Origin of the sequence: Modestobacter sp. DSM 44400 (genome assembly GCF_900107175.1) — a bacterium.
Lineage (GTDB): Bacteria > Actinomycetota > Actinomycetes > Mycobacteriales > Geodermatophilaceae > Modestobacter.
On the sequence record NZ_FNOZ01000022.1, the window covers coordinates 1 to 12351 of the forward strand.

The 12351-nt window shown below is 69.3% G+C and carries 13 protein-coding genes; 4 read left to right on the plus strand and 9 right to left on the minus strand.

From position 1 onward, the window contains the following. The 5 genes from BLW04_RS14295 to BLW04_RS14315 form a co-directional block, all read right to left on the minus strand. A partial coding sequence (locus tag BLW04_RS14295) for a helix-turn-helix domain-containing protein (RefSeq protein ID WP_175484058.1) occupies positions 1–238 on the minus strand: 238 nt, incomplete at its 3' end. Between the two features lie 142 nt (positions 239–380). After that, positions 381–1580, minus strand: a complete 1200-nt coding sequence (locus tag BLW04_RS14300) for an ATP-binding protein (RefSeq protein ID WP_175484059.1) — start codon at positions 1578–1580, stop codon at positions 381–383. Between the two features lie 151 nt (positions 1581–1731). After that, a complete protein-coding gene (locus BLW04_RS14305) occupies positions 1732–2280 on the minus strand; it encodes a hypothetical protein (protein WP_091542383.1) in 549 nt (182 codons plus the stop codon). Continuing rightward, positions 2277–2672 carry a hypothetical protein gene (locus BLW04_RS14310; protein WP_091542385.1) on the minus strand — a complete coding sequence of 132 codons (396 nt, stop codon included), beginning with the start codon at positions 2670–2672 and terminating at the stop codon, positions 2277–2279. Before BLW04_RS14310 ends, BLW04_RS14305 begins: the two co-directional genes overlap by 4 nt. After that, positions 2669–3250, minus strand: coding sequence for a hypothetical protein (locus BLW04_RS14315; protein ID WP_091542389.1), 582 nt, complete (start codon positions 3248–3250; stop codon positions 2669–2671). Before BLW04_RS14315 ends, BLW04_RS14310 begins: the two co-directional genes overlap by 4 nt. A gap of 186 nt (positions 3251–3436) precedes the next feature. Here BLW04_RS14315 and BLW04_RS14325 point away from each other — a divergent pair, with 186 nt between their 5' ends. Genes BLW04_RS14325 through BLW04_RS14335 form a run of 3 tightly spaced genes read left to right on the plus strand, consistent with a single transcriptional unit; the run spans position 3437 to position 4507 of the window. Further along, positions 3437–3643, plus strand: a complete 207-nt coding sequence (locus BLW04_RS14325) for a hypothetical protein (protein WP_091542621.1) — start codon at positions 3437–3439, stop codon at positions 3641–3643. Beyond that, on the plus strand, positions 3633–4043 hold the full coding sequence (locus tag BLW04_RS14330; protein WP_091542397.1) for a TadE/TadG family type IV pilus assembly protein: 411 nt from the start codon (positions 3633–3635) through the stop codon (positions 4041–4043). The genes BLW04_RS14325 and BLW04_RS14330 overlap by 11 nt, the downstream gene beginning before the upstream one ends. Further along, entirely contained in the window at positions 4040–4507 is a 468-nt protein-coding gene (locus BLW04_RS14335) for a TadE/TadG family type IV pilus assembly protein (RefSeq protein ID WP_091542400.1), read from the plus strand. The genes BLW04_RS14330 and BLW04_RS14335 overlap by 4 nt, the downstream gene beginning before the upstream one ends. A 473-nt stretch (positions 4508–4980) precedes the next feature. On the opposite strand, the gene BLW04_RS14340 is transcribed toward BLW04_RS14335, so the two are convergent. The 4 genes from BLW04_RS14340 to BLW04_RS14355 all read right to left on the minus strand — a co-directional run bounded on the left by BLW04_RS14340 (position 4981) and on the right by BLW04_RS14355 (position 10351). After that, complete coding sequence (locus BLW04_RS14340; protein WP_217631043.1) at positions 4981–7113, minus strand: dipeptide ABC transporter ATP-binding protein; 2133 nt, start codon at positions 7111–7113, stop codon at positions 4981–4983. Beyond that, entirely contained in the window at positions 7110–8168 is a 1059-nt protein-coding gene (locus BLW04_RS14345) for an ABC transporter permease (RefSeq protein WP_091542404.1), read from the minus strand. Before BLW04_RS14345 ends, BLW04_RS14340 begins: the two co-directional genes overlap by 4 nt. A 67-nt stretch (positions 8169–8235) precedes the next feature. After that, entirely contained in the window at positions 8236–9168 is a 933-nt protein-coding gene (locus BLW04_RS14350; protein WP_091542408.1) for an ABC transporter permease, read from the minus strand. Positions 9169–9244: 76 nt separating this feature from the next. After that, complete coding sequence (locus tag BLW04_RS14355) at positions 9245–10351, minus strand: Lrp/AsnC family transcriptional regulator (RefSeq protein WP_175484060.1); 1107 nt, start codon at positions 10349–10351, stop codon at positions 9245–9247. 308 nt (positions 10352–10659) lie between these two features. On the opposite strand from BLW04_RS14355, the gene BLW04_RS14360 reads away from it, so the two are divergent. After that, complete coding sequence (locus BLW04_RS14360; RefSeq protein WP_175484061.1) at positions 10660–12348, plus strand: ABC transporter substrate-binding protein; 1689 nt, start codon at positions 10660–10662, stop codon at positions 12346–12348. Positions 12349–12351: the final 3 nt, after the last annotated feature.

Below are 12351 nucleotides of genomic sequence, written 5' to 3' on the forward strand. Positions count from 1 at the left end.
CCAGGACCGGGTTGGCGTCGAGCTTGCGGGTCTTCAGCCGCCGCCGGGAGCCCGCCGCGGTCGTCCCCGCGAGCGTGGCCCGGTACAGCAGGCGGCCGCCGTGACGGCGGATGTCGCGGGACACGACGCTGGGGCACCGGCCGATCCGCGCAGCGATGGTCTTGCCCTGGACCTGCTCGGCGATCCCCCGGGAGATCTCCTCCCGGTCGGTGGCGGTCAACTGCTGGCGTGCGGGCACCCGGTGGGCTCCTGTCGGTAGGTCGCCGACATCCTGCACCAAGATCAATTGCTACGACCGGTTGTGATCAAGGCGGGCTGCTGCCCGGGGAGCGTCAGATGCAGGTCCGGACTCAGGGCGCCGCCTGAGAGGGCTACTTGCCCTAATCGAGTGCGGCCAACCTACGCTCTAGGTACTGGTGGAACTTTGGCGCAGTGTACTCGTACACGCCCTTTTGTATCCGATAGAGCACGCCCTGTTCCGTGAGTCGCCCCATTAAGACGTTGACGTTGCCCTCGCTCTTGTCGCTTCGCCCTCGGATATCCACACTGCGAAGCGGCGGGTAAGCGCAGCGGCCTGTCGACATCAGCAAATCCTGTTCGCTGGGCGTCAACGTATCCACGCGGCCCGCGTAGAACTCCTCGTCAAGGCGGGCGTAGATGTCGGTCTCGATCGAGTCCAGGAGGCTTGTCGTGAACCGGTCTACGCCAGCATCACGAGCGGCTTCCCATAGCTCCGCTCCCCACAATTGGATGAAGAACGGATAGCCCTCCACCTCGTCCAGCACGCGGGCAATTAATCCGTCGTCTGCGGTCACGCTTGTAGTGGTGAGGGGCTCAACGAAGGCGTCTCGTGCCGCCCCCGGGTTCCCGGTCAGCTCGCCGATGACTTCCCCGCGGAACATGCGCTCCGAATAGGTACGCGCCCGCTGAAGGTTGGCACGCAAAGTGGGCAGACCGCACATCACGAGCGCGAGAGGCAGTCCGGCCTCCTGTAGGGCGTTCACGGCGGCCACGAGCATGGAGAGGGGATACTCCCCGTCTCGGGTCGTGTCGTCGCGGATCACCTGGGCTTCGTCCAGTAGGAGCGCAAACCCCTCGTGGCCTGTGTCGAGGGCTGTTTCCACCGCGTCATAGAGATTGCGGGAAAGGTCCCGTTCCACCTCCCCAGCGCCGCCCATGCTGAAGTTGATGTCCTCGTAGGAGACCGTCAACAGCCGGCGACCCACCTCTACCGCTTCTAAGAGCTGCGACCTCAGGCGACGGTAGCGCGACATTCGCGTCTTAGCGTGTTCAATGCTCTGCCCCAGGAGGAGGCTTATTGCTTCCTCTGAATTGTGCCTCGGCTCTACTTGGTGACGTACGACCGCCCACCCTTCGTTGCGGGCGATTGTCTCGAATTCTTTGAGAAGCACTGACTTGCCAACCCCGCGGAGACCCGTCAGCCGCATGTTGGCGGGGATCTCAGGGGCACCTGCCAAGAGCTTCGGGAAGCGCGCCAACTGAGGCTCGCGGCCCGCGAGGTGCAGTGGCGGAGTTGCGGCCCCCGGACGGTAGGGGTTTTTCCCCGGTTGGGCAGTCATTACAGTCATCCTGTAAGGATACATCAACCTAACTATATATCTGTTAGGTGTGCCGAGCCGGGCATCAGGTCATCGCCAGCCGACGGCGGTCGCCCTGAACGGACTGAGACCCCGCCGTCGTGATGACCGGCGGGGCTCAGTGATCTTGTAGTCAGACCGCGGGCGTGATCGTCAGGCCGTCCGTGTCGACGACGTACTCGGATTCGCCGCGTCCTTCGGTGATCCGCGCCAGCAGTCGCCACGGCTCGACCGTTGCCCGCCAGACGCGCCCCGGTTCCCGGTGGATCGACCGGTCGGTGAACCAGTCGGCTTGCGCCCGGTCGTCGGTCCAGGACCACCCGTCCCGGTGCGCCTCGTCGGCACCCCGGTAGAGGGTGCGTGGCAACCGTGGACGGCCTCGGCGCCTGCCGTTGTGGGTGTAGCCGGCGAAGGCGAACAGAGCCCGCCAGTCGCTCCGCTCCAAGGCGACTAGCGGAAACTCGACCCCACTCCACACGTCCGGCACCACGACGACGGCGTGGTGCCTGTCGAGGAGGCCCTCGTAGTACAGGGAGACGACCACAGCGGGACCGGCGTTTCTGCCGACTCTGCCCAGCAGCGTCATCAGTTCGTCGCAGCTGTAATCGGGTTGGTCGTCCAGGAGGTAGTCGATCAGCTCTCCCGCGTCGGTGATGACGTGCTCGACGTCCATCGCCGTCATGATCCTTCCTCCCGGCGCCGGCCTGTGCAGCGGACCGTGATGCCGACCCGCTCGAACAGCGCGTGGCGGTGTCCGCTGACCTGGCAGAGCGCTCCCACGGGCTCTGCCAGCCGTTCACGGATCGGGACACCCGCGGACTCAGCGACCATGACCAACGGCTCCAGGATGTCCTGGACGACGGTGCCCAGCGCGGCAGCCACGACGTACCGGACCTCCCGAACACCAACCGCGGCGATCTCCTCGTCGAGAAGCCGCTCGATCTCCTGTGGCCGGTTGCTGGCCGCCGCGAGGGCGAACGCCAGTCGGTCGCCCCGGGCGTTGATCTCGTCCAGGTCGGCTACCCCGACCGGCTCCCCCTGGTCGTCGGTGAGCAGGTACGTCCTGCCGGTCATCGTGCGTCGCCCTCGGGCAGCGCGTCGTAGTGGCAGAGCCCGCACGCGGTGCCGACGTGCACGGGCGCGCCGCAGTTGGTGCAGGCGGTCACAGTCTGCCCGGTCGCGTCCTCGCGCATCCGCGTGGCCGCGGTCAGCAGGGCGTACGCCATCCGCCGCACCGTGTGGTCGTCGAGGTTGTCGGCTTCCTCCACGGTCGCCACCAGCGGGCCGACGGTCACCGTCCCGTCCGTGGCCTGCGTCTCCGTCGCGGCGATGGAGACGTACCGGGCCACGTCCTCCGGCAGTGGCGGCGTGTGGTATCTCGACCAGGTGCCGTCCCAGTCGCTCGCCTCATACGGGTGACCGGCAGGCTTCCCGCAGAACGACGGGCACCCGGGCGTCACCTCCGGGGAGAGCTGGTGGTTGTACACGAACCAGTGAACCTGGGCCGGGTCAAGCTCGGACAGCGACTCCTGCCCGTGGCGGCTGACGTAGTGCTCGACCATCGCGTCCAGGTCGTGGCGCCCGGGCAGGCAGTGCTGCTCGATGAATGAACGGAACTGGGCGTGCAGCCCGGTGGCGGTCTTGGTGGTCATGGCGGCGGTCTCCTGGGGGTCGTGCGCCACCCGTTCGGCGGCACAGGGAGACCATGACGCTTGCGGTGCCGGTCGTCTTCCTGGTGCTGCCGGTCACCGTCCTGTTCGCCCTGTTCCCGGGGCTGATCAGCATCGTCTCGCTGGCGCAGTGACGCCGGTGTGCCACTGGAGGAGGAAGAACCTGTGATGCGTGCGTACACGTTCCTGATCGCTGGCCTGGCTGCGCTGGCGGCCCGGTTGCGTGGCGATGATCCCGAGCGGGGCGACGTGCCCGGCTGGGTGATGATCACCGTGATGACGGCGGCCCTGGTGCTGGCGATCCTGGTGCCCTTCCGGGCGGCGATCGTCACGGCCGTGCAGACGGCGCTGAGCTCCGTCACGAGTGCGAGCTGACATACCTGCCCCCGCCGACCGCGAGCGGGGCAGTGCGGTCGTCGACTTCGTGCTCGTCGGCGTACTCGTCGTGGTGCTGCTGCTCGTGGTGCTGCAGGTCGCGGTGTACGTGCACGTGCGCAACGTCGTGGTGGCCAGCGCGCAGGAGGGCGCGCGGTACGCGGCCAACGCCGACGTCCCGGCCGAGCTCGGGGCGGCCCGGACTGTCGAGGTGGTCGGGCGGGCCACGTCGGCGCAGACGGCGGCCGGGTTGTCGTGCACGTCGGGCCCGGAGACCGACGTCAGCGGGTTGACGCTGGTCGCGGTGCGGTGTACGGGGTCGGTGCCCAGCCTGTTCGGGGCATTGGGCGACGTGCTGCCGATCGACGTGGCCGGCCGGGCCGTGGAGGAGTTGCCGTGAGGTGGCTCGCCCGCCGGTTGGGCGGGGACGGTGGTGAGCGGGGCTCGGCGATCGTGGAGTTCGTGTTCATCGCGCTGGTGGTGTTCGTGCCGCTGGTCTACCTGGTGGCCGGGTTCTCGGCGGTGCAGCGCGGGGTGTTCGCCGCGACCGAGGCCGCCCGGGAGGCGGGCCGGGCGCTGGGCACCGCGCCTGACCCGGTGAGCGGGCAGGCGCGCGCGGAGGCGGCCGCCCGGATCGCGGTGGAGGACCAGTCGGTGGATGCCACCGACGTGGTGCTGGCCTACGCCCCGGTCGGCTCGGGCTGCGACGCGGCCGGCAGTTACGTCCCGGCGCTCACGCCGGGGGAGGAGTTCTCCGTCTGTGTCACGGTGACGGTGCGGATCCCGCTGCTGCCCGAGTTCATCGACGCCAACACCGCCACCGGCCAGTTCGTCGTCGAGCGGGACCGGTACGTCGACGGGTGATGAGGGTCAGGGGCGCCGCCGGGGTCGGCGGCACCCCTGACCCGACCGGGGGTCTAGCGAAGACCATCGCTTTGTGCGTCCCCATGACCGCGTGCGACAGGCCCGTCTCCTCATCGGCGAGGAAGCACGGCAGCACATAAGTGCCTCGCGGCAGGTGGTAGGTCACCTGCAGGCTGTACCCGGGGGAGACGACGTCGTCGCCGCCCATGGGGCCGTCCAGGAGGATCCCGTTGGGGGCCGCCAGCGCGGCTTGGACGTCGTCGTGCGTCGGTCGAGCAGAGGTCGTCGAGTGGGACCACCTGCCAGCTTCTCCGCCACCCCGGGCGGATGGGCGCCGGCTCCGTGTTCCTGCGCGGCAACGCCAATACCAAGCGGCGCACACCGATCGTTTGCGGACGCCGTCTGCCCCGAAAGCTGCCCGGAAGGGCCGACGGGCGGCGCCTGCCGTCCCCGCGGGCTGCCGAGCCCCCGACTCATGTCCGGGGGCTCTCCCGCGCAGGGGCGACCGACGCGGTCGCCCCTGCCGGCGTCCCCACCGTCAGCGGGTAGTGGCAGGCGACCGGATGGGTGCCCTCGCGGAGCACGAGCGGCGGTTCCTCGTTGGCGCACAGGTCGGTGGCCAGCGGGCACCGGGTGCGGAAGCGGCACCCACTGGGCGGGGCGAGCGCCGAGGCGATCTCACCGGTGAGCCCGACGACCTGCTTGTTCTTCTCGCGCGCCGGGTCCGGGACCGGGACCGAGCTGATCAACCCCGCGGTGTAGGGATGGCGCGGTGCCGCGTACACGTCTGCGCTGGGGCCGAGCTCCACCAGTTTGCCCAGGTACATCACACCGATGCGGTCGGCCAGGTACTTCAGCAGCGAGAGGTCGTGGGAGATCACCACGTAGGTGAGCGAGTATGCGACCTGCAGCGACCGCATCAGGTTGAGGATCTGCGCCTGGATCGACACGTCCAGGGCCGACACCGGCTCGTCCGCGACCACCACCTTGGGGCGCAGGACCAGTGCCCGTGCCATGGCGATGCGCTGACGCTGCCCTCCGGAGAACTCATGGGCACGGCGACCCGCGGCCGACCGGGGAAGACCGACCGCGTCGAGGAGTTCCAGCACCTTCTCCCGGCGCTCGGCACGGTTGCCCATGTGCTGCGCGGCCAGCGGCTCGGCGATGAGGTCGGCCACGTCCATGCGAGGGTCGAGTGCCGCGGAGGAGTCCTGGAACATCATCTGCAGGCTGCTGCGGCGGGTGCGCCATTCGGCACGGGTCAGCCGACTGATGTCATCCTCGCCCAGTCGCACGACGCCGTTGGTCGGCTGTTCGAGGCCGACCAGCATCCGCCCGACCGTCGTCTTACCGGAGCCGGACTCGCCGACGATCCCCAGCGTCTCGCCCTCGAGGACGTCCAGGCTCACCCCGGAGACGGCGTGCAGCGTCCGGTGCGGCTTGAACAGTACCGGGTTCTTGATCCGGTACAGCTTTTCCACCGCGTCGAGGGAGACCAGTGGGATACCGGAGCCGCCGCGCGGCGTCACGTCCTCGTCGCGCAGGACGGTGAACGCGTGTTCGGCGGTCGGGTCGGCTGCTCCTGGCGAGCGGGGGTGGAAGCAGGCGTGGGCGTGGCCGGGGCCCACCTCGACCAGCTCGGGGTCCTCGGTGCGGCACGTCCCGTCGGCAAATCGGCATCGGGGGGCGAAGCGGCACATCGGCGGCAGGTCGATCAGCTGCGGGGGCATCCCGGCGATGGAGGCCAGCGCATGCCCGGTGTTCAGCTCCAGCGTCGGCATGGACTCGAACAGGGCCTGCGTGTAGCGGTGCCGCGGGTCGGTGAAGAGGATGGCGGTGGGTGCCTCCTCGACGATCTGCCCGCCGTACATCACCGCCACCCGGTCGGCGTGCCCGGCGATGACCCCCAGGTCGTGCGTCACCAGGATGATCGCCATGCCCAAACGGGTCTTGAGGTCGTCGAGCAGCTCGAGGATCTGCGCCTGTATCGACACGTCGAGGGCGGTCGTCGGCTCGTCGGCGATCAGCAGCCGCGGTTCGCACAGCAGCGCCATGGCGATCATGGCCCGCTGCCGCATGCCCCCTGACAGCTGGTGCGGGTAGTCGCGCAGCCGGTCCTTCGGCTGCGGCATCCGCACCAGCGAGAGGACCTCCTCGGCGCGGGTGTTGGCCTGCGCCGTCGTGACGCCGCGCTTGTGGATCCGGTAGGCCTCGCGCAGCTGGCTGCCTATCGTGCGGGTGGGGTTCAGCGACGTCATCGGGTCCTGGAAGACCATGGCGATGTCGTCGCCGCGCAGCCGGCGCAGTTCGGCCGGGCTCATCCCGTGGAGGTCACGCCCGGCGAAGGTGATCGAGCCGCCGACGATGGTGCCGCCGGGGGGCAGGAGCTGGAGCACCGACATGCCGGTCATGGTCTTGCCCGAACCGGACTCTCCGACCAGGCCGAGGGTCTCCCCGGCCCGCACGGTCAGGGTCACCCGGTCCACGGGCCGTACGACGCCGTTACGCGTGTGGATCTCCACCTGCAGGTCACGGATGCTCAGGACGACCTCCCGCTTGCGCACGTCGTGCCCGGTGCCGACCCCCATCCCTGCCGTGGTGCTCATGCCTGCTCCTCGGGGGTCGTGGCCGTTCCTGGTGTGTCCGGTGGCGCGCTGGCCGGCAGTTGGCCGGTGGCTCCGGCGTCGGCGCCGGTGAACGACTCGGAGGTCAGCGACGCCGGCTGGCCGGGGGCCACGGCGTTCGCGGCGGGCAGGGTCGTGCTCAGGCCACCGAGGGCCCGGAACCGGGACCGCGTCTGCCGGCCGCGCGGATCGGTGAGGGTCATGACCCAGTCGCCCGAATAGTTGGCGACGAGGATCGTGACGGTGATCGCCAGCCCCGGGAAGGTCGACAGCCACCACGCCGTAGACAGGCTGGTCGCCCCCGCGGCGAGGTCGCTGCCCCAGTCCGGCTCGGGCAGCTGGACGCCCAGGCCGAGGAAGCTCAGCGTGGTGGCGGTGAGCACTGCCCAGCCGACCGCGCTGCTGGCCATGACCACCACCTCGGTGGCGAGGTTGGGCAGCAGGTGCCGGACTGCCGTGCGCGCCCCGCTCGAGCCGAACAGTCGCGCTGCCTGCATGAACTCGACCGATCGGAGCTTGCGGACGGAGGCCTCGACCACCCGGGCAAAGCCGGGGGTGTAGGCCACGCCGAGCGCCAGGATGATGCTGTTCACCCCGGCACCCAGGGTCGCGATGAGGATGAGTGCGACCAACAGCACGGGCAGGGCCAGCAGGACGTCGACCACGCGCATCACGACGACGCTGAGCACCCGGGGCGCGGTGCCACCGATGATGCCGATGGCCACGCCGGCGACGCTGGCCAGCAGCACGCCGCCGAGGCTGGCCGCGAGTACCGACTGCGAGCCGTAGATGACGCGGCTGTACACGTCCCGGCCCAGCTGGTCGGTGCCGAACAGGTGCTGCGCGCTGGGCCCGACGAGGGCCTCCGGCCCGTTGAACAGCGGGCTGGTGGAGGTGAACAGCCCCGGGTGCACGAGGAGTGCCGCGTACGCCAGCAGGACGACGGTCATCACCACCGCCGTGGCGATGCGGGCGGTGCTGCCCGACCTGCGGGGGCGCGGCCGGACGACAGCCCCCGTCAGCGATGCGGTGCTCACGGCAGTCTCCTTTGCGGTCGGACGTTCCGGCTGGACGGCGGAGGTTCGCCGGGTGGCGGGGCGGCGGTCACGTGGACGCCGAGGCCAGCCGGGTCCGCGGGTCGATCGCACCCACGGCGAGGTCGACGATCAGGTTGATCAGGATGTAGGCGATGCCGATCAGCACGATCGCGCCCTGCACGACGGGTATGTTCTTGGTGGTGATTGAGGTGGCGAGGAAGCTGCCGACCCCCGCCCGACCGAAGATCACCTCGGTGACGGCGGCTCCGGTGAGGATGTTGCCGAACTGCAGCCCGATCATCGTCACGGCCGGGATGGACGAGTTGCGGAAGACGTGGCCGAGCAGCACCCGGCGCTCGGAGCACCCCCGCGCGTTGGCCGACTTCACGTAGTCGCTGCGGTACTCCTCGATGACCCGGCCGCGGACGAGCCGGGTAAGGATCGCCGCGTACCCCCAGCCCAGCGAGACCGCGGGCAGGACGAGCGCCGCCGCGCTGCCGTCGTCGATCGCCGGTGCCCAGTTGAGGTTGAGGGAGAAGGCGAGCACCAGCAGGAGTGCGAGGAAGAAGTACGGGATCGCCACTCCGATGAAGGAGATGGTGCGCGAGACCAGGTCGAGCGCGGAGCCGGGGCGGATGCCGGCCACCAGGCCGAGGGGCACGCCGATGACGATCGCGATCAGCATCGCGGCGCCGGTGAGTTGCAGCGTGCTGGGCGTGCGGGACAGCAGCTCGCTGGCCACCGAGTTGTGGGTGACGTAGGAGGTGCCGAGGTCCCCGTGCAGCAACTGGCCCAGGAACGTGAGGTACTGCTGCCACAGCGGCTGGCTGAGGCCCAGCTGGTCGCGCAGGTCGTCGATCTGCTGCGGTGTGGCGTTGGAACCGAACAAGATCGCCTGGGCGGGGTCGCCGGGGACCATGTGGATCAGCACGAACGCGACCACCGTGATCCCGATGATCACCGGGACGGACGCGGCCAGGCGGCGGAGGACGAAGCCCATGCGGAGCTTTCTACTCCATCGAGGCTACGACCGTGTCTCACATCTCACGTTGGGCCCTGCCATCTTTCCGAAGTTATTAGTATCCGATCTGGCGGAATCCTTCACCGCCTTGCCTGGTCGCGAGGCCGTCGGCGGCGTCGTTCGCGTGCTGGTGCGGGTCCTCCCGGGAGTCTCCCCAGATGGCGATGGGCACCACGCCGACGGCCCGTCCGCGGTGGTCGACCAGGCGGCCCATCCGCTTGACGGTGCGCAGCACGATGAGCCGGTCCATGATCCGCAGCTGCGGCAGCTGTTTGGCGATGGTCAGCTCCAGCCGGTGCACCTCCTCCACGGTGTGCAACCAGGCGCAGAACACGAGACTGGTAGCCGAGGACACGGTGGCGCACAGGCGCACCTGCCGCAGTTGGGTGAGGGTGCGGGCCGTGGCCGGCAGGCCGTCCACCGGGGCCTCCGCCCAGAGGTAGACCTGGACCGGAGTGCCCGACAGCTCGGCGGCCATGTCGGTGCGCGGCAGCAGGATGCGGGCCCCGAGCAGCCTGTGCACGTGCCGCCGGACGGTGGTCGGGCTGATGCCGGTCGCCTCCGCCAGTTCGGCGAGTGACGCGCGCCCATCGACCGACAGCAGCCGGGCGATCTGCTGCACGTCCGGCGTCAAGGTCACGGTGTCCGCGCCCACGACGGAGGGGTCGACGGCGGGTCGGGACCGTTCCAGGACACGCTGCCCAGGACCGTCCAGCTCCACCAGGCGCCACGACGAACCCTCGGTGTAAATCTTGGTGGCAACCCGGACGCGGGTCCGCAGGATGCTGGGCATGGTCCCGATGTGGTCCAGCAGGTAGTGGGAGAGCGTCGCGAGGTCTGCGGCGGCGATGGTGAGCAGGATGTCGGCGCTGCCCGTGGTGATCTCCACGGTCACCACGAACTCGTGCCGCGCCAGTTCGCTGGCCACCTCCTGGCGCTTGGCCGGCGCGCAGTCGATCTCCACGTAGGCCAGGCACTGCTGGGCCCAGCGCGTCATCCCCGGCGCCGCGGTGACCCATGCGGTGCCGTCGCTGGTGATTCGCCGCCACCGCCGGGCCGCGGTGACCCCACTGATCCCCAGGGCCTCACCGACGTCGGACCACGAGGCGCGCGGGGAGATCTGCAAGGCGCCGATCAGCGCTCGATCATCATCGGACAGCATGGCGGATGCCTCCATGGAAGGCGCTTTCTTGGTCGATTTGTTGAAGGATACGAGTTCGAAACCTCGCGTTCCTTACGCTCCCGACAATGTTTGAAGCCGAAGGGGTTGATGACCTACAGGGCGTTGCTGCGCTCGCGCGCCGGCGGTCCGGCGCTGGGCCTCGTCGAGCCCCCCGTACGGGCCCTCCGCGATGCCCCGCGGCTCCCGCACCGACGATCCCGCGACGGCACCGGCGGCCACCGCGCCTGCCCCAAGCTGACGACTGCACCCGCCCCTCCTCCCGTCCCCCCGAGCAACGGAGAAAGATCATGAGCGACGTCATCACGCCCGCCGGAGCGGACGCCGGAGCATTCGGCCAGTCCGTCCGGGCCCCTGTCAGCCGTCGCACAGTGCTCAAGGCGGGCGGCGCCGGGCTGATCGGGCTGGGTCTGAGTTCACTGCTGGCCGCCTGCGGCGGAGGCCCGGGCTCCGGGACGGCCAGCGGCACGAAGACGCTGACGGTCGGGGTCTTCCAGGAGCCGGACTCACTCGACCCCGCCGCCACCGGCCTGGCCATGGTCTCGATGATGATCTCGCACATCTTCGACCCGCTCGTGTGGTGGCTGCCCAACGACTCGGGGGAGAACGAGTTCTACCCCGGCCTGGCAGAGAGCTACGAGGTCTCCCCGGACGCCACCACCTACACGTTCAAGCTGCGCCAGGACGTCGACTTCCACGACGGCACCCACTTCGACGCCAACGCCGTCAAGGCCAACCTCGACCACGTCGTCGACCCGGCCACCAAGTCCCGCAGCGCCATCGGGTCGCTGGGTCCCTACCAGGAGACCGTGGTCGTCGACCAGTACACCGCGCAGGTGGTGTTCAACTCGCCGAACGCCGCCTTCGAGCGCGAGATGACCACCGTCCTGTTCGGGATGCAGTCACCGGCGGCCATCGAGAAGTACGGGGCCGCCGACGTGGCCGCCCACCCGACCGGCACGGGGCCGTTCACGTTCGTCGAGTACGTCAACCAGGACCGCGTCAGCCTGAAGCGCAACGACGCGTACGCCTGGGGCCCCACGGCCTTCGGTGAGGCCGGCCCGGCGAAGCTGGAGACGCTGACCTTCAAGATCCTTCTCGACACGAACGCGCGCTACAACGCGCTGCGCGGCGGGCAGATCCAGATGGCCATGAACCTGGACCCCGACACCATCCAGAACGTGAAGAGCTCCGGCGAGCTGACCCACTACGACGTGCCGTCGACCGGTCAGCCCTACGGCTACCCGATCAACGTGACCAAGGGCCCGACCGACGACGTCCGGGTGCGGCAGGCGATCCTCTACGCCGTCGATCAGGACAAGCTCAACGAGGGCACGCTGCGCGGCGCGTACACGGCCGCGCACAATTTCCTGACGCCCACCACCCCGGGATACGCGGAGTCCGTCGACTCGAAGTACGCCTACGACCCGGAGAAGGCGAAGAGCCTGCTGGAGGAAGCCGGCTGGACGGCGGGTCCGGACGGGACGCGCAGCAAGGCCGGCCAGCCGCTGACCCTGGACATCCTGATCCAGACCGCGAACGGCTTCGACCTGCCCACCCAGTTCGTGGTGAACGCCCTGAAGGAGGTCGGGTTCACCTCGAATACAACGTCGCAGCCGTTCACCACGGCCGCCGCGTCGTACAACCAGGGCGTGCAGAACCTCTCGGCGATCTTCTACTACGACGTTGACCCCTACCTGATGAAGGGCCTGGTCTCCAGCGACCAGATCGCCAGTGGCTTCAACTGGGCGCACTACAGCAACCCGGCGATCGATGCCGCCATCGCCCAGGCCAACTCCATCGTCGACACCGACCAGCGGACGGCGGCTTACGAGGCGATCACTACGACGCTGATGGAGGACGCGATCTTCCTGCCGCTGTGGAACGTCAGCGGGATCTACTCGGGCGTGAAGAACCTCAAAGACGTGATGTTCGGCGCGACCGGCTACTCCTACTACCACGTCGCGAGCTTCGCCTGAGCC

Excerpts from the sequence above, each read along its gene's own strand:
- BLW04_RS14325 (WP_091542621.1), top strand. The coding sequence starts at position 3,437 with ATGCGTGCGTACACGTTCCTGATCGCTGGCCTGGCTGCGCTGGCGGCC.
- BLW04_RS14315 (WP_091542389.1), bottom strand. The coding sequence starts at position 3,250 with ATGACCACCAAGACCGCCACCGGGCTGCACGCCCAGTTCCGTTCATTC.
- BLW04_RS14350 (WP_091542408.1), bottom strand. The coding sequence starts at position 9,168 with ATGGGCTTCGTCCTCCGCCGCCTGGCCGCGTCCGTCCCGGTGATCATC.
- BLW04_RS14360 (WP_175484061.1), top strand. The coding sequence starts at position 10,660 with ATGAGCGACGTCATCACGCCCGCCGGAGCGGACGCCGGAGCATTCGGC.
- BLW04_RS14300 (WP_175484059.1), bottom strand. The coding sequence starts at position 1,580 with ATGACTGCCCAACCGGGGAAAAACCCCTACCGTCCGGGGGCCGCAACT.
- BLW04_RS14355 (WP_175484060.1), bottom strand. The coding sequence starts at position 10,351 with ATGCTGTCCGATGATGATCGAGCGCTGATCGGCGCCTTGCAGATCTCC.
- BLW04_RS14305 (WP_091542383.1), bottom strand. The coding sequence starts at position 2,280 with ATGACGGCGATGGACGTCGAGCACGTCATCACCGACGCGGGAGAGCTG.
- BLW04_RS14310 (WP_091542385.1), bottom strand. The coding sequence starts at position 2,672 with ATGACCGGCAGGACGTACCTGCTCACCGACGACCAGGGGGAGCCGGTC.
- BLW04_RS14340 (WP_217631043.1), bottom strand. The coding sequence starts at position 7,113 with ATGAGCACCACGGCAGGGATGGGGGTCGGCACCGGGCACGACGTGCGC.